This is a genomic window from Prevotella melaninogenica (genome assembly GCF_018127925.1).
GTDB classification, from domain to species: domain Bacteria; phylum Bacteroidota; class Bacteroidia; order Bacteroidales; family Bacteroidaceae; genus Prevotella; species Prevotella melaninogenica_C.
This window is the reverse complement of record NZ_CP072347.1, coordinates 62,639-85,375: the sequence shown is the minus strand read 5'-3', so window position 1 is coordinate 85,375 and position 22,737 is coordinate 62,639. Positions and strand designations below refer to the sequence as shown.

The 22,737-nt window shown below is 42.5% G+C and carries 15 protein-coding genes and 1 pseudogene; 8 read left to right on the top strand and 8 right to left on the bottom strand.

The genetic code is table 11. The features are described 5' to 3' along the window. Positions 1-350 precede the first annotated feature (350 nt). Positions 351-4,382, top strand: coding sequence for a glycoside hydrolase family 2 TIM barrel-domain containing protein (locus tag J4861_RS00280; RefSeq protein WP_211816218.1), 4,032 nt, complete (start codon positions 351-353; stop codon positions 4,380-4,382). Positions 4,383-4,844: 462 nt separating this feature from the next. Here J4861_RS00280 and J4861_RS00275 read toward each other — a convergent pair whose 3' ends face one another. After that, complete coding sequence (locus J4861_RS00275; RefSeq protein ID WP_211816216.1) at positions 4,845-5,297, bottom strand: cupin domain-containing protein; 453 nt, start codon at positions 5,295-5,297, stop codon at positions 4,845-4,847. Positions 5,298-5,526: 229 nt separating this feature from the next. On the opposite strand from J4861_RS00275, the gene J4861_RS00270 reads away from it, so the two are divergent. Beyond that, positions 5,527-5,895, top strand: coding sequence for a winged helix-turn-helix transcriptional regulator (locus J4861_RS00270; protein ID WP_004359338.1), 369 nt, complete (start codon positions 5,527-5,529; stop codon positions 5,893-5,895). 811 nt (positions 5,896-6,706) lie between these two features. Here J4861_RS00270 and J4861_RS00265 read toward each other — a convergent pair. Together J4861_RS00265 and J4861_RS00260 are read right to left on the bottom strand one after the other, a co-directional pair. Further along, a complete protein-coding gene (locus J4861_RS00265) occupies positions 6,707-8,461 on the bottom strand; it encodes a RagB/SusD family nutrient uptake outer membrane protein (protein WP_211816214.1) in 1,755 nt (584 codons plus the stop codon). Between the two features lie 16 nt (positions 8,462-8,477). Beyond that, positions 8,478-11,507: a SusC/RagA family TonB-linked outer membrane protein gene (locus tag J4861_RS00260; protein WP_211816212.1), complete on the bottom strand. Its 3,030-nt coding sequence runs from the start codon at positions 11,505-11,507 to the stop codon at positions 8,478-8,480. Between the two features lie 427 nt (positions 11,508-11,934). Between J4861_RS00260 and J4861_RS00255 the strand changes: the two are divergent. Next, a pseudogene (locus J4861_RS00255) lies at positions 11,935-12,342 on the top strand (transposase); the annotation flags it as partial. 329 nt (positions 12,343-12,671) lie between these two features. Here J4861_RS00255 and J4861_RS00250 read toward each other — a convergent pair. Beyond that, positions 12,672-13,232: a TFIIB-type zinc ribbon-containing protein gene (locus J4861_RS00250; RefSeq protein WP_211816211.1), complete on the bottom strand. Its 561-nt coding sequence runs from the start codon at positions 13,230-13,232 to the stop codon at positions 12,672-12,674. 333 nt (positions 13,233-13,565) lie between these two features. Between J4861_RS00250 and J4861_RS00245 the strand changes: the two genes are divergently transcribed. From J4861_RS00245 to J4861_RS00225, 5 genes are all read left to right on the top strand, one after another. After that, positions 13,566-14,915, top strand: a complete 1,350-nt coding sequence (locus J4861_RS00245; protein WP_211816209.1) for a hypothetical protein — start codon at positions 13,566-13,568, stop codon at positions 14,913-14,915. A gap of 166 nt (positions 14,916-15,081) precedes the next feature. After that, positions 15,082-15,546, top strand: coding sequence for a MaoC family dehydratase (locus J4861_RS00240; RefSeq protein WP_004359353.1), 465 nt, complete (start codon positions 15,082-15,084; stop codon positions 15,544-15,546). Positions 15,547-15,799: 253 nt separating this feature from the next. Continuing rightward, on the top strand, positions 15,800-16,315 hold the full coding sequence (locus J4861_RS00235) for a MarR family winged helix-turn-helix transcriptional regulator (protein ID WP_211816207.1): 516 nt from the start codon (positions 15,800-15,802) through the stop codon (positions 16,313-16,315). A 427-nt stretch (positions 16,316-16,742) separates the two neighbouring features. Then, a complete protein-coding gene (locus tag J4861_RS00230) occupies positions 16,743-17,225 on the top strand; it encodes a hypothetical protein (protein ID WP_211816205.1) in 483 nt (160 codons plus the stop codon). Positions 17,226-17,266: 41 nt separating this feature from the next. Further along, positions 17,267-17,650 carry a hypothetical protein gene (locus tag J4861_RS00225; protein ID WP_211816203.1) on the top strand — a complete coding sequence of 128 codons (384 nt, stop codon included), beginning with the start codon at positions 17,267-17,269 and terminating at the stop codon, positions 17,648-17,650. 398 nt (positions 17,651-18,048) lie between these two features. Here J4861_RS00225 and J4861_RS00220 read toward each other — a convergent pair whose 3' ends face one another. The 4 genes from J4861_RS00220 to J4861_RS00205 all read right to left on the bottom strand — a co-directional run bounded on the left by J4861_RS00220 (position 18,049) and on the right by J4861_RS00205 (position 22,625). Continuing rightward, positions 18,049-19,434 carry a zinc ribbon domain-containing protein gene (locus tag J4861_RS00220; RefSeq protein ID WP_211816201.1) on the bottom strand — a complete coding sequence of 462 codons (1,386 nt, stop codon included), beginning with the start codon at positions 19,432-19,434 and terminating at the stop codon, positions 18,049-18,051. A gap of 64 nt (positions 19,435-19,498) precedes the next feature. After that, positions 19,499-20,206, bottom strand: coding sequence for a glycoside hydrolase family 25 protein (locus J4861_RS00215; RefSeq protein WP_211816199.1), 708 nt, complete (start codon positions 20,204-20,206; stop codon positions 19,499-19,501). 732 nt (positions 20,207-20,938) lie between these two features. After that, complete coding sequence (gene cmk / locus J4861_RS00210; protein WP_211816197.1) at positions 20,939-21,631, bottom strand: (d)CMP kinase; 693 nt, start codon at positions 21,629-21,631, stop codon at positions 20,939-20,941. Positions 21,632-21,812: 181 nt separating this feature from the next. Further along, a complete protein-coding gene (locus J4861_RS00205) occupies positions 21,813-22,625 on the bottom strand; it encodes a TatD family hydrolase (protein ID WP_211816195.1) in 813 nt (270 codons plus the stop codon). Between the last annotated feature and the right edge of the window lie 112 nt (positions 22,626-22,737).

The following is a 22,737-nucleotide window of genomic DNA, read 5'->3' as shown; positions in this document are numbered from 1 at the left end:
ACTCGTCTAACTTGTCCACTCGTCCCCTTGTTACTCTGTCTTTCTTTACTATTAACTTGTTTACTCGTCTACTCGTTCACTTGTCCACTTGCCCCCTTGTTACTTTGTCTTCCTTCACAATTAACTTGTTTACTCGTCTACCCGTTCACTTGTCCACTCGCCCTCAAGAGTGTATTATTTACGTAATATCCTCCCTTTCTCATTGCTTATTTGTTTTTTTTTATTAACTTTGCCTACATTGATAAAAGAAGTGAGGTCTGCATGCTGAGTAACAACCTCATAGCGTCTTTGGAGAAACCTTGAAGAAGGCAGTCAGAGACAGATAAGACAGAATATAACTCCTAACTATTATGCATAAACAATTTTTAATCGGTTTATTATTATCGTCATTAACAGCTGCGCCTATACAGGCTGATGACTATCCTACTGGAGGCTATCTCTTCGGTCAGGCAACAGCACCAACTGGTAATGAATGGCAGTCACCTGGTGCACTGGGTTATAACAAGTTGCCAGCACGTGCGCTATTCTCTTCTTTCTCATCGGTTGATGAGGCAAGAAAAGTATTGCCAGAGTTTGCTAAGGATTACCTTTCTCTTAACGGAGAATGGAGTTTCCACTTCTCAAAGAACCCCGATGAACGTCCAAAAGACTTCTTCACAAAGGGTTATGATGACAGCAAGTGGGACCGTCTGCAGGTGCCAGTAAGCTGGAATATGGCAGGTATTCAGAAAGATGGAACACTGAAGTATGGTGTGCCTATCTATGTGAATCAGTGGGTTATCTTCAAATATAACATCGAACCAGGCGACTGGAAGAAGGGTGTTATGCGTGAACCGCCAAAGAACTATACCACTTACGAATATCGTAATGAGGTAGGTTCGTTCAGAAGAAGCTTTGATATTCCAACTACTTGGGACGGTAAGGAAGTCTACCTCAACTTTGATGGTGTAGACTCATTCTTCTATTTGTGGATCAACGGTCGTTACGTGGGCTTCTCAAAGAACTCACGCAATACGGCACAATTTGATATTACCCCTTATATCACTAAGGGAAAGAATGAGGTAGCAGTAGAGGTTTACCGTTCGTCAGACGGTAGTTTCCTCGAGGCACAGGATATGTTCCGCTTGCCTGGTATCTTCCGTAATGTCAGCGTAACAGCTACTCCGAAGGTACATATTGCTGATGTGAAGGCTATCCCTTCTTATACTGACGGCAAGGGTACTGTAAATCTCAATACAACACTGCAGAACCTCACAGCTAAGAATGCGAAGGATCTCCACCTTCGTTGGAGCATTTATAAAAACAGACTCTTTGCTGATGACAACGAGTTGGTGGCAACCTTCGAGGATGCAAAGGCAAAGACCGTTTGTAACAGTAAGGGACAGGCTGACGTTCGACAGACACTCACTGTGAACAATGCGGCAGCATGGACAGCAGAAGAGCCAAATGTCTATGTTCTCGTTGGTGAGTTGATGCAGGGAAAGAGGGTAGTCGAAACGATAAGTTTCCAAACTGGTTTCCGTACAGTTGAGATTAAGAATACACCAGCAAGTCAGGACGAGTTCGGATTGGCTGGAAGATATTACTATATCAATGGTAAGCCAGTGAAACTCAAGGGTGTGAACCGCCACGATACCAACCCATTGACAGGTAAGGTTATCTCTCGTGAGCAGATGGAACATGAGATTATGCTGATGAAGCGTGCGAATATCAACCACATACGTACCTCTCATTATCCTAACGACCCTTACTTCTATTATCTCTGCAACAAATATGGTATCTACTTGGAGAGCGAGGCAAACATTGAGAGTCATGAGTACTTCTATGGCAAGGCATCGCTTTCACACGTACCAGAGTTCCAAGCAGCACACGTTGATCGTGTAATGGCAATGACTCACCAGCTTGTTAATCAGCCTTCAATCGTTATCTGGAGTTTGGGTAATGAGGCAGGACCGGGTCATAACTTTGTTGTAGCCTACGACTCTCTGAAGGCTTACGATGCTTCAAGACCAGTACAGTATGAGCGCAACAACGACATCGTGGACATGGGTTCTAACCAGTATCCAAGTATTGCTTGGACTCGCGATGCAGTGAAGGGTAAGATGGGTATCAAGTATCCTTTCCATATCTCAGAGTATGCCCATTCAATGGGTAACGCTGTAGGTAACCTCGTTGACTATTGGGAAGCAATGGAGTCTACGAACTTCTTTATGGGTGGTGCTATCTGGGACTGGATTGACCAGAGTATGTACAACTACACAAAGGACGGCAAGCGTTACCTCGCTTATGGTGGTGACTTCGGTGATACGCCTAACGATGGACAGTTTGTTATGAACGGTGTTATCTTCGGTGATGAGACACCAAAGCCACAGTATTATGAGGTGAAGAAGGTGTATCAGTATATTGGAACAAGCTGGAAGGACGCTAAGACAGCTACTTTGGATGTATTCAATAAGAACTACTACTCTGATGATCTCAGTGGTTATGCAATGTCTTATAGCCTGACAGCTGATGGTGTAATCGTTAAGAAGGGCGACCTTGAGCTTGGTAGTGTACCAGCAAGAAGTCATAAGAGCATTACAATCGCAGGACTCAACGAGGGTCTTGACCCAAATAAGGAGTACCTCCTCCACATTACCTATCGCCTCAAGCATGACATGCCATGGGCAAAGGCAGGATATGTTCAGGCTGAAGAGCAGTTGCCTGTACAGGTAGCAGCGGCTCGTCCAGCTATCGCTGCAGCAGGTAAGGTGAATATGTCTGCCGTAAAGGACAATAAGATAGTCTTCTCTGGCAAGACCTTCACAACGACATTCGACCTCACAAAGGGTACGATTTATAACCTCCAGTACGATGGTAAGACTATCATTGCAGACGGTTGTGGACCAGAGTTGAACGCTTTCCGTGCATGGGTTAACAATGATAACTGGGCTTACGAAGGATGGTATGCAAATGGTTTGAACAACCTGCAGCATAAGTGTACTAACTATACAACCCACGCAAATGCTGACGGTTCTGTTTCTGTTGTGTTCAATGTTGAGTCACAGGCACCTTATGGTTATCGCCTTGAGGGTGGTAATGCCAACTGGAAGAAGCTCATCGAATACAAGGAAAAGCCATTCGGTAAGGATGATTTCCGCTTCAATACGCAGGTGGTTTATACCATCTTCCCTGACGGTAGCATCGAGAGCGAGAGCGCAATAACAAGCAATAAGCCTAATCTCACACTCGCTAAGTTAGGTTATACAGTTCGTGTTCCAAAGGCTCTCAGCCTGTTGAATTACTATGGTCGTGGTACTGTTGACAACTATCCAGACCGCAAGACAGGTCAGATGATTGGTCTCTACGAGCAGCAGGAAGTTGAGGATGAGTTCGTTGCCTTCCCTAAACCACAGGATACGGGTAACCATCAGGATACTCGTTGGCTCTCACTCACTGGTAATACTGGTAACAATGGCCTCTATGGTGCTGTCTTCGTGGCTAAGGATAAGATGAGTTTCTCTGCACTTCCTTGGTCGGATAATACCATCGCAATGGCTAACCATCCACACGAGTTGCCACAGAGTGAATACACTCATTTGCACCTTGATATGGCTATCACTGGTCTTGGTGGTAACAGTTGTGGACAGGGTGGTCCGTTATTGCGCGATCGTGTCATGGCAACGCCACACACCTTTGGTTATATGATTCGTCCTATGAACTCTGTTAAGACTAATGACCTCGTTAGCAATGCGAATGTAAGTCTTAACGGTGCTACGCCACTTACTATCATCCGTGATGGTGAGGGCAATGTGACGATCAATGCAAACGGTGCGAAGGGCGATATCTACTATCGTGTTAATGGCAACAAGAAGGCAGTGAAGTACACTGGTCCTGTTAACTTGCGCGATGGCGGTACTATCTCAGCTTGGGCGCAGGAGAATGATTGGCTTGTAGCTTCTCAGACCTTCTCACGCATCGAGAGCATCCCATTGTCAGTGGTCTTCGCTTCAAGTCAGGAGAGTGGTGAGGGTGATGCAAGTCATCTTACCGATGGCAACCCAAGCAGTTACTGGCACACAATGTACTCTGTTACAGTGGCTAATCACCCACACTGGGTTGACTTCGACTGTGGCGGTATGAAGACTATCAAGGGCTTCACCTACCTTCCACGTCAGGACAGCAACAATGGTAACATCAAGAAGTACAGCATTCAGGTTAGCAACGACGGCAAGACATGGGGTAAGGCTGTTGCTGAAGGTGAGTTTGAGAACAACAGAAAGGAAAAGACTATCCTCCTCACCACACCGGTTAAGGCCCGCTTCGTCCGTCTGACAGCCCTCAGTGAGCAGTCTGGTCAGGACTTTGCAACAGGTGCTGAGTTCAAAGTGTTGGAGAAGTAAAGGCTTTCTATCAGTTGTAGGGCATCCCTGTAATTGCTACCCCTGCTTCTGATAGAGCTACATAAAATGAATGAGGAGTGGAAGAAACGATATTTTCTTTCACTCCTTTTCGTTTTGTAGAAGCCTGAAATGTCACTAAATACAATGTTACACCTTGTTTGAACTATAGCCTTAGAGATGGGGAAACGTTCTTCTCACACCAAGCGATGAGCATTGAAATGAGTGGAAAGAGTTCTTTCCCAATGTTTGAAAGGACGTATTGTTTGTCGCTTTCAACAATAATCCGATCTTCTTTTAATATATTTAGCGAGGCGGATAGGGGAGAGTCGGGCAGGTCATGCCTTAACTCTTCGTAAGTTGCTCTGCCTTTCCTACCAAGCGTTTGGATAAGGCAAAGCGTGTCCGCCACGCATATCCGTGAGAGGATATTACGTATCGGGCACGTAGGGAATAGTGGGTCAATTACCATTTCAGTTCTTCATTCAGTATCACACCGTCGGTCATAGGTGCATCATTCTCAGCAAAGCTGTTTGCCTTATACTGAATGCAGAGCATCAGCATCTCATCTTTGCCCATGTTCTTCAACGCACGTTTTCCCTCTGGTGCAACGCGGATAATACTACCTTCAGTTACAGGGAAGACCTCGCCATCAACCTGATACTCACCTTCGCCTTTGAGGATAAAGTAAAGTTCCTCGTGTGTCTTGTGTGTATGAAGGAAACCACTATCCTGACCAGGTACAAGAGTCTGGAATGAAAGTTCGCTACCTGTCGTCTGTAATGCCTGACCAACGAATACCTTACCCGGAATCTCTATCTCTCCGAATGGGAGTACATAATCCTTAATATCGCTGAGCTTACCAACGTTTACTGCTGTGAAGTTCTTACCATTCTTGATCGTTTCAACTGTTTTCATAATTCTTTTTGTTTTATTGTATTGTTTGTTTTGATGATGCAAAGGTATTGACTTTCAGTCTGTTCTGCAAGTAGGCACGCAAATGTCAGCCAGTTACCTTGAGGTAAGTAATACTGATAATAAAGCATTTAAAGGATACTTGTTTTACATAGTTTAACACTAAAAGATACGAGCCTTAGCTTATAATAGTTACTTTTGTGCAATAATATGACTTAAAGAACTTATAAGTATGAATAGAAACGAAGTCAGAGATGCCCTCTATCCTAACTGTCCTATAAGAAATGTACTATCAAGAGTTGGGGACAAGTGGTCGATGTTGGTGCTTTTCACGTTGGAGAACAACGATTGCCAACGCTTTAAGGAACTGCAACGTAATATACCCGATATTTCTCAAAAGATGCTGACTGCAACGCTGAAGATGTTGGAGGGTGACGGACTTATTCATCGGGAAGTCTTTCCAGAGATACCTCCCCGCGTTGAATATTCGCTTACGGAGAAAGGAAAAAGTCTACTGCCGCTTATCGACAACCTCCTTTCATGGGCGAGTGAGAACATGGAAGATATTATTGAGTCGAGAAAACAGTATCTTTTAAAGTAGGTTTTTTAGAGGTCTTGGAGGTTAATAGTTCAACTGTTAGTAATCTTCTTTGTAAGTATTTTTCATCTACTCGATTTTTATTAAGGCTTAATTGCATTCGAATTAACGCCTTTTTGCCTTGCAAAAGGTGCTCTTTAAGACCCTTACTAACGCCCTTTTGAAGTCCAATTAAGCACCTTTTGAAAAGCGGTTTTGTAACTTATTTATAACGAATGAGTTACAAAGGCTGTAAGGAAAGCGTTTTTTTGGCTGTTTTTGGTAAATAAATCAATGGTGGATGTAAAGAAAATTCAGAACTATGGGTTTCTTATAGGATATGAATTAATAAAGTTTACCGTAGCTATAGAATTCATGTAGTAACCATTGGTAGGAACAAAAAGCAACTAAAACTGATAAGAAGACATACTAAAAGATGCCGAAAAGAATAATCAAAAAGGCTTAGTTAGCCCGCTAACCAAGCCTTAAACCCCAATCAATCATTAGACCACAATATGTTTGTATCATATTATGGTATTGTTTCCTAACATCTTTCATTTTCTTATCGGCATCTTGTTTGTCTTTGTAACTTGACGTAGCCCGCTACGCCTGCGTTCCAAAGCCAAGCAATCTACTCGATAATAAAATAAAATATGTTTAGGCTCTAATAACCGATTGGGGTTAAAAAAATAACGTTACAAGAGTTTTGTTGAAGGCTAACGATATAGCCCTCCCTATTATTAGGCTGATGAAAAGAGAGGACAACAGGATGTGTAAGGACTGAGAAGATTCTTTTCAGCCACGCTACACATCAGTTGTCATTCTCTAAAGTGTGTTAGTTACTACTTGGATTTTGTTCCAGATTGCCCTTATAGGCATTGATAGCCGACTGTGGAATGAAGTAAATCACACGGTAGTCGGTTGCTGGAATGTCAACCATTGGCTGATGAGGACCAGGGAAACGACGTGTAAGGGTGTCGCCATTGCGGAACACATCGTAGCTGCGCTCTGCCTCAAACGCCAACTCTAACTGACGTTCTTTATCCACCAAAGTCTTTGCTGTGGCAGCAGTAAACTGAGCACTCGTATAGCTTCCACCCACGATAGCACGCTCACGGATTGTGTTCACGTCAGCCATCGCACTGGCGATATTACCCAATTTCACATTTGCTTCAGCACGATTGAGATACATTTCGTCAAGACGAGAGATGATAGGCGAATACAACTGATTCTCCTTGCCACCCTGACGAGAGCACTTCACCACATAGAACATAGGATAAACGCGGTTGAGCTTCATCTGATAATCAAGCACACCGCGATAGGTATGCCCCTGATAATTAATCGAGTAAAGACGCTGTGCAGGGTCGATTGGTGTGAGAACAAGCGGAGTAGTGTGTCCCGTTCCAGTGGTATCGCAAGTCAAACTATTGTCTGGCTGACGGGTATAACGCAGCTGTACGTAGTTGAAATTCACCTGATTACCCTTGGCATCATAGACATTCTTGATGAAGCGGAAGACAGGAACATACTTGTCTGTCTTGTCTTTTACATACTGTGGCTCAATGAATTGCGCACGAATATCGGTGTACTTCTTATTAAACCAGTCGTTCTGTCCAGTCTCGTTCAGCAAATCAAGGTATTTACCAGACGCATACATTTCGCCCCAACCCATACCGCCGATATTTGAATACATACCGCCGATGGTGTAATAATAGTCCCAACCAGGGAACTCAGAGTCTACTCTTTTCACCACGAAGATGTTTTCAGGGTTGTTTTCTGGCTCAAGCGTGTTGCTAACGCCATAGTCCTTACGGCTCAACAGACTAAACTTACCAGAGTCGATTACCTTTGTTGCGTACTCAACACTCTTCTGTGCATAGGCAGTGTTAGGCGTTTCGTAAGTTCCACTCATATAGAGATAGATTCTACTCAGCATAGCCCAAGCAGCCTCTTTAGAAGCAAAGATACAACGTTCTTCGCCGTGCAGGTCTTCTGTCATCAGCGAAGCCGCCTTCTCCAAGTCCTTAATTGCCTGTTCGTAGGTCTCTTTCACAGTAGAACGATTAGGCAACATAGCGTGTACTGGGTCGTCAGGTGTACCGTTAACGATAGGCATACCGAGGTTTGTATCAGGGTTTTGCGCGTATGGTCTACCGTATGCACGACAGAGATAGAAGTAAATCATGCCACGCAGATAGTAGCATTCTCCTAACTGTGTATCGGTAATCGTACTCTTACCTTCAGGAATATCCTTGATGATATTAGATGCCTGCGCAACCACCTTATAGCTATAATCCCAGAAGTTCTGCAATCGGTAGTTATTAGGAGTGCGCGAATAAGAGATAAACTCATAGAAAGCATCGGTGGAAGTACCACGAATCATGATGTTATCTCCAGCATACTCGCCACAGCGATACATAGGGTCCGACCACGTTTTTAGGAATCCATAGCATCCATTCAGTAGCGATGGAAAACTCTCATCAATGTTTTTAGTCATGGTATCATCATCCATCATGTATTCAGGATGACGCTCTACGCTACACGATACCATTGCAATAGCTGCTAAGAGCAGCACATATACTTTTTTCATAGGGCAGATTCTTTATTTAGAATGTGACGTTAACGCCAAGCATAAACTTACGAACAGAAGGATAAACACCAGCGCCTGTTGAGATTGAAAGGGCTGTTGAGCGTTCGCCAGAAGCATTGCGACCACCATCAGCAGCAGGCAATTCTGGGTCTACACCAGAATAATTGGTGATGCAGAAGAGGTTTTCACCACTGAGATAAACGCGCAGTGCCTTCACAATATCACTCTTAAGATTGAAGTTGTAACCCAAAGTAATTGAGCGAAGCTTCAAGAAGTCAGAGCTCTCTAAGTAGCGAGTTGACGCCTTGTTAGAGTTAGATGGATTATTATAGGCAGCAACTGGGTGTGTTGCAACATCTCCCTTCTGTGCCCATCTCTTCCAACCTTTCTGCAAGCTGAACTGGTTACGATCGGTATATGCACCATCTGAGTCATACTCCTGTCGTGAGTAGTTATAGATGTAAGCTCCCATTGAGTAGCCGAAGACAGCGTTGAAGTCGAAATTCTTATAGGTAAGTGTGGTAGAGAAGCTACCGAATACACTTGGAGTGGCACGCTTGTCAAGGGCTACTTGGTCTGCCTTGGCATAGTTGTGGGTAATAACACGATTGCCATTCGCATCCGTTGTGTACCATTGTGGCGCACCATTCTCTGGGTCAACACCTGCCCATTCACGCAAATAATACGTATCTGCACTCAGACCTGGACGTAACAATGTGTTGGTTGAACCAGCTATACCATCACCTTCGATAATCTGGTCTCTACCGCTATACAGCTTCTTAATCTTGTTTGAGTTGGTAGAAAGGTTGGCATCAACCGTCCAAGTGAGGTCCTTACTCTTGATGATATCAGCCGAAAGGGTGGTCTCAAAGCCTGTGTTGGTAAGCTCACCAATGTTCTGCCAGATGCTTGTCACACCGATAACACCAGATATAGGCACGGCAAAGAGGAGGTTGCTTGTACGCTTGCTATAGAAGTCGAAGGTCATACGCAGGCGTTTAAACATATTCAAGTCGATACCTACGCCAGTGGTATAGCTCTTCTCCCAAGTCAGTTTCTTATTGGCAAGCTGAGCGATAACAGCACCAGGAACCTCGTTATAGCTTGCACGTAAGCTGTAAAGTCCGTATTGAGGATAGAGGCTGTTAGGGCGACTTCCTACTGAACCAAACGATGCACGCACCTTCAAATAGTCAATACAAGGTACCTTAAACCACTTCTCAGCCGTAGCAACCCAGCCACCACTGACTGAGAAGAACGTACCATAAGCAGCATCAGAACCAAAGTTACTTGCACCATCCGTTCTCAATGAGAGCTGAAGCAAATACTTATTGGCATAGTCAGCATTGAGGTTGGCGAAGAAAGACTGCACTGCCCACTCGAATTTATTACCTCCAACAGATTCTGGTGTAGAGGTGATGTCAAGTTGAGCAAAGCCCGGAACCAAACCTGTTCCATCGCTACTATGATAACGATATTCACCATCATTAAACTCATAACCGAGCATTAAGAAGCCGTGATAATCACCGAAACTACGTGTCGCTTTGAGCAGTTGGTTGGTATAACGACGTGTGTTCGTACTCGTGCTTTCACTCACACGACCCTTACCCTCTGCACCTGATGTACGAGGGTCAGCGTAACTCTTATCGAGGTGGGTACTCCAACGATAGCTATTCACAGAAGAGAACGTAAGCCAATCAGTGAGATAGATGTCAAAGTCGAAGTTGCCATTAAAGGCATAAGAATCGTACTTGCTCCAATTATACTGCAATTCGTAAAGGTAATTGGTAGAGTTGCTATTCACCCATGATGATGATCTATTGCCAACAATCTTGCCAGTTTCATCGTAAGGGCTATCCCATGGCAGCATAGAATACATAGAATAGGTAGAGCGTTGGCGGTCATCAATCACTCCCTTACTACCATTGAAGGATGGACGGATAGCAATCCAAGAATAAGGTTTGAAGTTCAGCTTCATCATCGTGTTGTATCGAGTGAAGTCGTATCCACGCACAGCACCATTCTCTTTATAGACACCACCTGTGAAGACAGCACTCAACTTCTCACCACCACTGTTAATAGTAAGGTCGTAATTCTGAACGTTTCCTGTGTGTGTAGCCAACTTCCACCAATCGAAATTACTATCACGGAGCTTATCATTCCAGCGTGGGAAAGCAATCTCAGCAGCATTAGTAAACGACTTATAATAGTCGTATAGCTCGGCTCCATCCATCATCTTCACTTTACCATTGTTCAGAGTTGAAACGCCCATCTTGGCAGAGAAGGTAATAGAAGTCTTACCAGACTTTGCTCCTTTGGTTGTAACAACGATGACACCATTGGCACCCTGCGAACCATAGATAGCTGTTGAGGCTGCATCTTTGAGTACGGTAAGAGTCTCGATGTCGTTAGGATTGATGTCACCTGGGTCTTTACCGACGATTACTCCATCAATAACCCACAGCGGAGCAGTACTACCGTTGATAGTAGACTTACCACGAACGATGATGGCACCGAACGAACCTGGCTTACCAGAACCCGGCATAACGTTCATTCCAGGTACTTTACCCGTCAACATATTGGTGACATTAGCTGTCGTAATGTTAGTAAGTTCTTTATTATCAATACTCTGCAACGAACCCGTCAGACTGTTTCGTTTCTGTGTGCTATAGCCCACAACCACTGTTTCGCTAAGCATCGTAGAGGAAGAAACCATGCTTACGGTCATGTTGTTTTCAGCTCGCACCGTCGTTTTCTCATAGCCTAAGGACGTAATCACCAGCTCCTCACCAGCTTTTGCGTCGATAGAGAACTCACCATCAATGTTGGTAAGAGCGATTTTCTTCGTACCACTTACGGTGACACTGGCACTTATAACCGGTTCGCCCGTACGTGAATCGATAACTTTTCCTTTGATAACAGAGGCTTGTGCCTGTATGGTTACTGTCGGAGTGGCGTATGCCTTATGTGCAGTATAAGGACAACACACAAGGGGCACTACCAGTAGCAGCGACCTTCCAAGGTTAGATTTTCTCATAGCTTTCATGCTTAAAAGGTTTTTATTTATATTTTGTTTAGGTCTTGTGACATTAGAAATGACACTTAGGTTGTCGATAGCTTAGATGTGTGCAAAATTATAGTATTTTTTTTAATTCATGCATGTTTTATCTTCTTTAACATAATATTACGTGCGTTTTTATTTCCAACTTGTATCTTGGACACATAATAGTGCATGTTTTGCGGTGTTTACCTTATATAAAAAGCAGTACGGAAAGGGTAGGTTGCTTTTGAAAACAAACGCGAAAAGACAGGTTGATAAGTAGGTAAGAAAGCAAGGGAAAGAAGGAAAGTATTTGATTAGTTGTAATAAAAAAGTTCTGTGTTTTGATAAAAGTACTAAGGTATGTTAATTTCAATATAGCTCCATTGTAAAAATCTGAAAATCAATTATATTTGTCACAAATATGAGACCTATGTTATTGAAAGACTTCTTCCAGATGTTCCCTGATGAGGATAGCTGCGAGAACTACCTTAGAGCTGTTCGAGAGGAAATAGGTGTTGTGTGTCCTAAGTGTGGAGCTACAAAGTATAAATGGCTGCCTGGAAGGAAATCCTTTCAATGTGAGAACTGTGGCAACAGAATCTCGTTGACAAAGGGTACCGTTATGGAACATAGCAAACTACCGCTGTATGATTGGTTCTCTACTGCGCACATGATGACATCCATCAAGCAGGTACTGTCGGCTAAGGAGATCCAGCATCAGCTTGAACTCGAATATTACTCTCCCGCATGGTTGATGATGATGAAATTGCGAGAGATTATGGGGCAGAGGGACAGCATCTATACACTCTCTGATGACTATGAGGCATACTTTGAAAGTGTTTAAGGTTTGTTAGTACTTTTATCAAAACACAGAATAAAAAAGTCACTAATCAAAAATCAATAGACGCTTAATTGGCTTTGAAAAGACGCCCTTTTGGCTTGTTAAAGATGCCCTTTAAGAGGCTAAGTAACGCCCTTTTGAATCCTTATTAAGCACCTTTTAGAATACGACTTTATAACTCTTTGATTATCTGTTGGTTATAACAGTCTGCTTTTAAGCCCTTTTTTAGCTAAAATAAGGGCTAAAAGCGTATTCGAAATGTAAGGATATTTCTAAGTCTCTGTTGCTCAAAAACAGAAGATAAGAGGGCATAAGAAATGCAAATATTAGATAGAATTCCTTATTTCAATATAGTTCTTAAACAGCCATGAGTGTCCCTCTGATAAGAGTTTCACGGCCTCTGCACAGACGAAAAGTCCTATAAAGACCGAGAGGAGGAAGATAAAACTGAAGCCAAAGAATATCCAAAGGTCGCCATCTGTGTATTTCTCTTGAAAACGACGAAGCCATGAAGACGATTTATTTACAAACTCAGTGGTACTTTCTGTCGCATTCTTCAAGGTCTCACCGGCTTGCTTAGAAACGTGAAGGGCACGCTGAGAAGCCTCCATTAGCTTACTTCTCATCTCGGCAAGCTTCTCTTTTGAAGGCGAACTAACGAGATGGGTTGAGACAGTAGGGAGATTCTTGGCTTTCTTTACCTCAATAGGTGAGGCGTCAGCCAATGGAATAACGGAACGAGCACGTGTGCGGAAAGACTTAGGGGCATCAAACCTACAGTTCAACACATTACCACAATAAGGGCAACGATATTTCATTGTCCCATATTGCTCAGTCTCAGCTACAAAGTCGCGACCGCAGTTATTGCATTTGACAGTATATCTCATGATGGTGGCAAAATTATAAAAAAATGTTGAAATGTGAGCAGAAAACTATGTTAATTCAGATTTTATCATTTAGAATTATTCGAACGGTGTTCTTGTTAGGGTGTTATAATTCTGATTATTCGTATGGTATTTTCATTGGCATGATGTGTAAGATGTTTTGTCTATGGATTAATGATAAAGTCTTATGTCGATACTGATTTTTCAAGTTTTTTTAGTATCTTTGCACTTGAATCATTGTGAGATGCAAGGATTCAACAGCTTTACACCGCTTTATTAGAATGGTAAGAAGTGAGGATAAGAAGTTCAATAATCATTAAAAAACAGGATAAAACAATGAGAAAAATAATTCTTGCGGTATCTATAGTATTACTCTGTGCAGCTTGTGGAGGCGACGGAGGTTCGTCGGATCCAATACAACCAACCCCATCTACTGAGCAAAATGCGGCAGAAGTAACGACTGATGATATTGTGAAGTTCCTCAATCTTGATAAGCAACAGAATGTTTATCAAGCATTGGAAACGGCAAAGGCAAGATTAGGAAATAAAACTGTCAATGGTAAGGTGCTGAATGTTACGGCTGTAGATGTACTGAATAGCGATGAAGAGAAGGGTACTTTTACGTTAAGAGTAATGGGTAATAGCGGTGGTAAAACCTTTACGAAGGACGTTAAATATGCTGGTTTTGCACAGAAACCAAATGATTATGAGATGGTTTCACGTGCTGTTGCAGCATGGAAAACGGACGTTAACTATCTGAAAGACTTCGATTTCGATTCACTTTATCGTCTTAAGGATAATAGTAAGTTTACTGCAGCGTATTTACAGAAGTTTATTAATCTGTCTTCTTCAAGCGTTGGTGGTAGCAAGCATTACACCTTTACGCCAGCTGATTGGGCAAATACGACGGTTAGCGATGTGCGTTACGTTGGTGGCAGTACGTCTGGTCAGATTGCGTTTACGATTACTTATAAGGGTCGAAAGAACAGTTCTGTTGGTGTTGAGATGAATAAGAATGAGTATTATCGCAACCAAATCAGCGTAAATACAGCGGAGGTTAGCAAGTTATATATGCGTGGTGTGTATGAGCATACAGATTTACTTCATACCTCTTTACTTAATTATGATAGAGATAAGTTTGTGACTTACCCTACAGGTAAGCAGAAAAACGATGGTTCAAACTCGATGACTCTCTCTATCCAACTTGTTGCAAAGGATGGTCACGACACAGAGTTGGCTAATTTCAATGTGGAACTTACAGGTTTTAAACCACTTTCTGCGCTTGATAAAGAACTTCTTATTGCCAACAGTACAGACGTAGGAAAGTTCTTTGGTAAGTATTTTAGAAGCAAGGCTGATGGTGACTATTCTGCAGCAGTGAAGTCATTTGACCCACGAGTATGGTTTAAGAAAGTTCAGATGTCATTAATGCGTGATGGCGAAAACATTGACTTGTATGCAAATGAGGTGCAAGGTGATAATGGAAATTCTAACCTTACCGCATGGATTCCTGGTAGTGGATTGGCGAAATATTTGGATATCTATCTCTTAGATCCACGTATCGAGGTGATAAGTGCGCAGAAAACTGGCAACTTTCTTGATATCAAGTATAAGCTTGTTTATGTCAATGAGGTGTCTGTAGCGGGTAAGGAAAAAACTTTGCATGTGCATCTATTGGCACCATAAAGAGGCTCAGCAGCGTAAGCCGATTTGGGCAATTGGAAAGTTTTTTGTATTTTTGTGCGACAAAAGATAGTATATCCTTTCACACCTTATAGTATATAAGGAGGGTAGGGAGGGTAAAGAAAGACTATCATATGCAGTAATGTAGAAATTACATGAAACAAAAACTATGGCAAAATTAACAGTAAACAATTACGATGAGCTTGCTGCCCGACTGGGTGAGAAGCTTGGTGAGAGCGAGTGGTTACTCGTTGACCAGGAGAGAATTAACCTCTTTGCTGATGCTACCCTCGACCATCAGTGGATTCATGTTGACACAGAGCGTGCAGCTGTGGAAAGCCAATTCAAGAGTACTATCGCACATGGCTATCTTACACTTTCACTGCTCCCACACATGTGGCAGGAGATTATTGAGGTGAACAACCTTAAGATGATGGTCAACTACGGTATGGATAAGATGCGCTTTGGTCGTCCAGTCCTCGTGAACTCACGCATTCGTCTTGTTGCCACACTCGATAGTATTGAGAATATCCGTGGTATCTGCAAGGCTGGTATCAAGTTCCAGATTGAGATTGAAGGCGAACGCAAGCCAGCACTTGAGGGTGTTGCTACCTTCCTTTATTACTTTGAATAAGTAGAAATAAACCCTTATAAATACGCATAAGCGGACATAAACGATCTGTATTGTTTATGTCCGCTTATTATTGTTTTATGTTATCAAAACACGACTTTAGCTATACAATTAATGTTAAAAGTAGGCTTATGTCATTAACGATAAATATAAATTGTTGTACCTTTGCAGCACGAACAGATTATTTTCAGGTAACAATATAGTTTAAAGTTTACTTCAGGAGTTTAAAGTTATCAAAACATTTAAGGGAAAAAGTATGGTATACGACCAACTAAAACTGCAGAGCCAGCTCTGCTTCAGATTGTACACAGCAAGCCGCCTTGTTACTCAAACTTATTATCCATTGCTTGAGAATTTAGGTATTACCTATCCTCAATATCTTGTATTGATGGCTCTTTGGGAAGAAGACAATCAAAAGGTGATGGAACTTGCACACCGGCTTTATCTTGACTCAAACACAATGACCCCACTTGTTCAGCGTATGGATCAACTTGGATTGGTTAACCGTGTCAAGGGTGAAAAGGATGGAAGAGAAACCTATGTTTCGCTTACTGAGCATGGAATGCAATTGCAAGAGAAGGCGAAGGATATCCCATCTTGCATGGTAGGGAAGTTGTTTGAGAATGAAGAGGAGTTCGTTCAGTTCAAGGAGATAGCTGCTGATCTTGATCGTCTTATTGCTCGTCTCTCAGGACAACGCTCTAAGGAGAAGGAGGAAGCAATGGCTAAGATGCGTGAAGAGCGCTTGGCTTCTAAAAGAAAAAGAAAGTAATTGCATATAAACTTTATCACATAAAGTAATGAAGGTGTATCAATAATAGGATGACTATTAGGGTACACCTTTATTAATTTATAATTCATAATTCAAAATGCATAATTATGATTACCGATATTAAGTGTGGTTTATCGCTACAAGTAATGTGCTAACTCATCAACTACGAATTACGCAAATGACACGAATTACATTGCAATAAGCATTAGCGTAATTAGTGAAATTCGTAGTCGGTAAAAGTGAGATAGAGGGCTAAAGCACATATCATAAAGTTCAATGTTCAAACCTCAATGTTCAAAGTTTAAAGTAAATTTTCTCCTTTTCTTGCTCATTTTCCATATTTTTCATAATTTTGTAACGTGTCATAATATCATTGTTTTAAAATGATAAGGACAGATGAAGACACGGAATAAATGAAAGAAGAAGAATGAAGAAAATACTACTATTATTGACAGTGCTTCTCTTTGCAATGGGAGCAAGTGCGCAAAAAGATATTGTTTCGATGGCTGATGCTATTAAAATCTTTCAAGCAAAGACACTACAAGTGGGTAAACAGGTGCTTGAAAAGCAAGGCTATAGCTATAAAGGAGTCTCGTCGGACGAGTTTGGAAAGGACTATAACTGGGTAAAGAATATGAACCTAACCAGCGACTTCCTGCCAACTGCCATGGGACGTGGTAACTCCAGTATGGTACTCTTGGCACAAAATGGCAAGACGGTTTATATCTATGTCTTTAATCGCACTGCCTTCGCTGGCTTACAGGCACAGGTGAAAGTGATGGGTTATGACATGGGTAATGCTGTGAAGGGAGACAAGACGACGCTGATTTGTACGAAGGATAATCAGCCAACAATTAGCTTTCTGACTCTCCAGCAGCCACTTCCTTACTGTGTGCAGATTACCGAGTAAGCGAAAAAGGCAATAAGATAAAAGGATAGAAAACGAAGATAATGAAGAAGAAACCAACCTATAAGGTACCCGTATCCGTCTGTGCTATTGTGCTTGTGGTGGGTACTATAGTACTTGCTGTTCTCATGGAAACACGTGAGATGGCTCCTCCTCGTAAGTACGAAGTGGATATGTCGGGTGAAGTTATCGGTATTGATAATGGTCCGAAGATTCCTGTATTGACAAAGGAAGAGGAGAAAGACGAAGAGGTGAAGGAGGAGAAGAAGACAGAAGCTCCAAAGAAGGAATCTTCTGAGTCGGAAGAGACAGTAGATCCAGAGAACCCTGTCATTGTTCCTAATGTTCCAGAAGGTCAGACAGAACCAGTTGTAAAGGCTCCAGTGCCTGAGATTAAAAAGCCTACGATTGACCAGATTGAGAATTAACGTGGGTGGTAGGTGTTAAATGTTGGGTGTTGATGGTTTGTGAAAAGGGCAGCTGACATATATAACATCTCTCATAGAATATCAAGTTATATATACTTGGTATTTTTAAAAATAAGTTGCTGTCACTTTTAACATTTCGTGTAAATGGATGAAATGTTGGCACTTATGAGTCTAAAATGGCTGACAGGAGTGACAGCAAGTTTAATTTTACCAGCCATTAGCCCCAATATAAAGCATATTGTTTTTGAATAGTCTTGTTTTATTGTCGGTATTTTGTCAGTCTTTCTATCTTGGAGTTATTTGCTACAACGCTAATATAAAGACAATTGTTTCACTCGACAATAAAACAAAACTTGTTTAAGTGCCAATAACTTATTTATCTTAAAAGGGAAAACCTATTACCAATTAATATGGGTTATTCTGCCGTTTTTGATTGTTGCAGAGATAACATAACTGCGTTTTGACTTACCTCCCTTGCGCTCGATATCCAATGTAGCTGGTATCTTTATGCGAATATCTGCACCAGCTTCATCACCCTTTTTAGTTACTTCAGCAGGCGAACCAAGGTGCCAGTTGATTGTCTTGACATCAGCTTGATAAAGTCGGTCGGTCATATAACGGCGAATATCCTTCACCGTAGCACCACCTGAACCAAGGAAGTTTAATGATGGCGCAACAGCACCTGAGATCTTATCCGTGCTTTTACTGTTGATACCTTGTAAGAGTTGGCGCACTGCAGCAACCGCCTTTGCTCTCTCACCATCCGTTACCTTTGCAACAGCTGACTCTTCAGCCATTTCTGGTGTCAGAATATTCTTCAACTTTTCATCGGCTTCCTTACTATGAATGCCATTTGGATGCTGCGCCTTATAGCCAAGATAAGCATTCTCATTGTTTTTAGCGACAGCTTGTGCCCAGTCTATCTCGTCAATCTTTGCTTCCAACTCACCACGATGTTTTGAGTCTGGATACTTAGCAATAAACTGCTGCAACACTTCTTTTGAGTTGCTGGTCAATGCCACTGAAAGGTCATTATCAGACTGTTGCATATTCTGAGTGGTAGTTGTCAGCACCTTCAAACGGGCTGATATACTATCACGATGTGCCTTAGAAGCAGATGGATTCTCTTTGAGATAATTCTTTAGTACGGTTGGCTCGCTACTACTCATTGCTTGTGCGAAAGCCTCTTGCTCATTGTTAGCTTTGCTTGCGCCCACCCCTTGGTTGTAGAGGAATAGCAATACGGCTGCAGTGATAGCAGCGATGAGCAGTGAGACTGCCAATGACAGATGATTATTCTTATCTGGAGTGCTTTCCTCCTCGTCCTCAGCTATAGCCTCGGCATTAGCAATCACCTCCTCGTCAGCATTATCATCCATGATGAAGTCGGCATCGACAGCCTCTTCCTCCGTGTTTGGCTCGTTGATCGTGTCTTGTGTCTTATCGTCGTAATTATCCGTTTCGTGTTCTTCCGTATCCTCTACTGGGATGATAACATCATCGTTTCCTGTTGCTGCCTCCTTGTCAACTGACATGAGAACAACAGGCTCTTGCACCTTACTATCGTTCGTAGCTTCACTTGTGTGATGCTCTGCAGCCGTTACAGAACTCTCTACATGGTGTTCCGTATGATGACAGTTTGGACATGATGATTCTTCTTTGAGGTATAATTCACCGCAATGAGAACATTTAATGATATGTCCGGCAATCTCTACACCGCAGCTTGGGCATACGGGAGCCTTGTCGCTCACTTGATGGCCACATTCAGGGCATTTGATGATCATTTATCTAACGTAAGATTATAGTAGTGTGGATAATTATCTATTTCCTTTTCTCTTGGTGTTGAAGCTAACGCTTTCGTCGGAATCGCAACTCACGCATACTGTGGTTACCCATCAGTCGAGACTTATCAACATATCCTCTCACACCGTTGATACGTCCCTTGCCAGTGTACTGCCAAGCAAAGATGTCTCTTCCATCGTTCAGCTCTGGCTCGCGTCCGTTATACTGTGCAATGAAAAGTTTATAGCCGTTGAGTGCACCGCTGAGATATCTGTTATAGAAGTTTGTATATGTGTAAACCAATGGTTTAACACCATATTCCTGTGTCATAAGTACGAGGAACCTCTGTAAACTATCGCGTAAAGCCTCCGTACTCAGTCCGCCAGTAGTCTCAATATCTACCATTGGGATGAGGTCTTGGTCTTGTGGACGACACTGCATACGGAAATTACGTAGCTGCTCCTCTTGTGGAACGGCAGGGCGATAGAAGTGGTAAGAACCGACATTCATACCATAACGTTGTGCTGCCTCAATATTATCAAGATAGCGTTGGTCAATACGTGAACCGCCCTCAGTGGCTTTTAAGTAAACGTAATTGAGCTTATGATTGCTGTTTTCAGCTACTGTCTCCCACCACACATCGCCTTGGTAATGGCTCATGTCAAGCCCATGAACATGGCTGCAGGTGTCTTCGCATTGGATAGTATATTGTGCCTTCAGACCTGCAAAAGAGAATATGCAGGCGATGAGCAATATTATCTTTTTTAACTTCATAGATGCAAAGATAACATTTTAAGTTGAGATAGCAGTCTGAACAAAGTATAATTCTGTTGATTTTAGTATTTCTTAATTCATAAATCTTAGATTTATTGTGTCTTAATGTTAGTGCGTAGAGCGAAAAGAGGCGTAAGATTTATAAATTTATAGGGCATGATGAATAAATCAAAATCGGCTTATGAAAGGGGGAAATAGCCAGACGAAACTGTGGGAAAAGCGGTTTGTTACTATGCTTTCATTCAGTGTTTTCTGTCGTTCAATACAATCTGATAGTTTTCTTGTGATAGGAACTTTGTCAATTATTTTCTAACGGTTCGAACGCAGTACATGCTCTTTTAGCTTCTTAAAGACGCCCTTTTGGCTTGCAAAAGATGCCCTTTAAGACTCTTACTAACGCCCTTTAGATGTCCAATTAAACACCTTTTGTTTTACTTCTTTATAACTGTTTGATTTACTGATGGTTGTAAACGTGGTTTTCTTAGGTGTTTTTTGTCTTTTTAGGAGTTGTTTTCAATGAAATTATGTAAGGTTTTTTCAGGCTCTTGTTGTTGTTTTTGCGATGTCAAGATAGAGTGGTTTTTAGGGTGAAAGGGTGGGGCGAGATAGAGTTTTGGCAGTATTTTGGATAGCTTTGGATAGTAAAAAAACAGGTCCTTTCGTTAAAGTGGTATGATAAACGTACGCACATTTAACGAAAGGACCTGAAAAGATAAGCCTTTTGTTAGCTTATTATGCTTCTGCAGTCTTTAGATACTGGTTGTAAAGCCACTGCTTTTGCTCGGCAATTGTGAGCTGACTGTTGTCGAGTTCGAGGGCATCATCAGCCTTGCGAAGCGGTGATGTCTCACGATGAGAGTCGATATAGTCACGCTCTTGCACATTCTTAAGGATGTCGGCAAAGTCTGCTTCCATTCCCTTCGCCTTCAACTCGTCGTAACGACGTTGCGCACGTACCTCTGCTGAGGCGGTAACGAAGATTTTAAGTTCGGCATTCGGGAATACCACCGTACCGATGTCGCGACCGTCCATAACGATACCTTTCTCTGCTCCCATGCGCTGCTGCTGTTCGACAAGTGCCTTACGCACAAAAGCGAGTGTGGCGATAGGGCTAACATGAGATGATACCTCCATCGTACGGATTTCATTCTCAACGTTCTCACCATTGAGATATGTGTCTGGACGCCCTGTCTCCTTATTGATTTTGAAACTGATATTGATATCCTTCATCTGTGCCTGCAACTCCTTTTCGCGGATGGTTCCGTCTGCATTGAAGAGGTTATGACGTAGCGCATAGAGTGTAACGGAGCGATACATAGCACCCGTGTCTACATAGATATAGCCAATCTCTTTGGCAAGGTCTTTTGCCATTGTGCTCTTTCCGCATGATGAAAAGCCGTCGATGGCGATAGTTATTTTCTTCATATACTGTATTAATTCAGAATTCAGAATTCACAATTCATAATTATGATTACCGTAAGTTGCTGTGTTTATTAATATACGCAGTTTGTTAATTCATTATCACCCATAACTTAACAAATCATCAACACCCAACATCTAACACCCATTATTCAACAAATCATCAACACCCAACATCTAACACCCATCACCCAATACCAAACACTCTACGTACATTTTCATTGGTTTGGCGGGCAAATTCTGCCTCGTCAACACCATAGCTAAGGGCAAGTGTGCGCATAACTTCAACGATGAAAGCACTCTCGTTGCGCTTACCACGATGAGGAACGGGAGCCATGTAGGGGCTATCGGTCTCAAGAACGATGCGGTCAAGGGGTACTGCGGCAGGGAGATCTTCGCGCAGATGACTGCTCTTAAAGGTTGATACACCACCCACTCCAAGTACGAAGCGGTCGAAACGAAGGAATGCCTCTGCCTCCTTCTGATTACCGGTAAAGCAGTGGAAGACACCACCCGGCAGTTCTTTTGCGTACGGGCGCATGATATGTAGCATCTCGTTCTGTGCCTTACGACAGTGAATCATCAGCGGAAGATGTGTCTCAACGCTCCATTTCACAGCCTCCTCAAAGGCTGCAAGCTGCTGTTTTTCGTATTCACGTGTCCAATAGAAATCAAGTCCTACCTCACCAATCGCAATCACTGTCTCACCCGGTTTGGCTGTTCCTTCTGCCTTCTGGCGAAGCGAGAGTAGGATTCGTTCGTGCATAGCGTCCAACACTTCACGCCAATCATCGCGCACCTCCTCTGGCTGCAGTCCTATCATTGGATAGCAGGTGTCAGGAAACTGTCGGCAAACAGCCAATACAGTATCCACTGACTTGAGGTTGATAGCTGGTAGGAAAATCTTTCCTACATCTGCCTCGTGAGCACGACTGATAACCTCTGGGAGGTCGTCAGCAAAGTCTTCTACATCTAAATGGGCGTGAGTGTCTATTATCATTGGGTGTTGGGTGTTGAATGTTGGGTGTTGATGAAGTGTTTATTGGGTAGTGGGTGATGGGTGTTAACTGTTGAGTATTAATGAAGTGTTCCTAAGAAAGTTATTCTAAGAG

Coding starts and splice junctions, on each gene's coding strand:
- J4861_RS00280 (WP_211816218.1), top strand. CDS start 351: ATGCATAAACAATTTTTAATCGGTTTATTATTATCGTCATTAACAGCT.
- J4861_RS00275 (WP_211816216.1), bottom strand. CDS start 5,297: ATGAAAACAGTTGAAACGATCAAGAATGGTAAGAACTTCACAGCAGTA.
- J4861_RS00270 (WP_004359338.1), top strand. CDS start 5,527: ATGAATAGAAACGAAGTCAGAGATGCCCTCTATCCTAACTGTCCTATA.
- J4861_RS00265 (WP_211816214.1), bottom strand. CDS start 8,461: ATGAAAAAAGTATATGTGCTGCTCTTAGCAGCTATTGCAATGGTATCG.
- J4861_RS00260 (WP_211816212.1), bottom strand. CDS start 11,507: ATGAAAGCTATGAGAAAATCTAACCTTGGAAGGTCGCTGCTACTGGTA.
- J4861_RS00250 (WP_211816211.1), bottom strand. CDS start 13,232: ATGAGATATACTGTCAAATGCAATAACTGCGGTCGCGACTTTGTAGCT.
- J4861_RS00245 (WP_211816209.1), top strand. CDS start 13,566: ATGAGAAAAATAATTCTTGCGGTATCTATAGTATTACTCTGTGCAGCT.
- J4861_RS00240 (WP_004359353.1), top strand. CDS start 15,082: ATGGCAAAATTAACAGTAAACAATTACGATGAGCTTGCTGCCCGACTG.
- J4861_RS00235 (WP_211816207.1), top strand. CDS start 15,800: ATGGTATACGACCAACTAAAACTGCAGAGCCAGCTCTGCTTCAGATTG.
- J4861_RS00230 (WP_211816205.1), top strand. CDS start 16,743: ATGAAGAAAATACTACTATTATTGACAGTGCTTCTCTTTGCAATGGGA.
- J4861_RS00225 (WP_211816203.1), top strand. CDS start 17,267: ATGAAGAAGAAACCAACCTATAAGGTACCCGTATCCGTCTGTGCTATT.
- J4861_RS00220 (WP_211816201.1), bottom strand. CDS start 19,434: ATGATCATCAAATGCCCTGAATGTGGCCATCAAGTGAGCGACAAGGCT.
- J4861_RS00215 (WP_211816199.1), bottom strand. CDS start 20,206: ATGAAGTTAAAAAAGATAATATTGCTCATCGCCTGCATATTCTCTTTT.
- cmk (WP_211816197.1), bottom strand. CDS start 21,631: ATGAAGAAAATAACTATCGCCATCGACGGCTTTTCATCATGCGGAAAG.
- J4861_RS00205 (WP_211816195.1), bottom strand. CDS start 22,625: ATGATAATAGACACTCACGCCCATTTAGATGTAGAAGACTTTGCTGAC.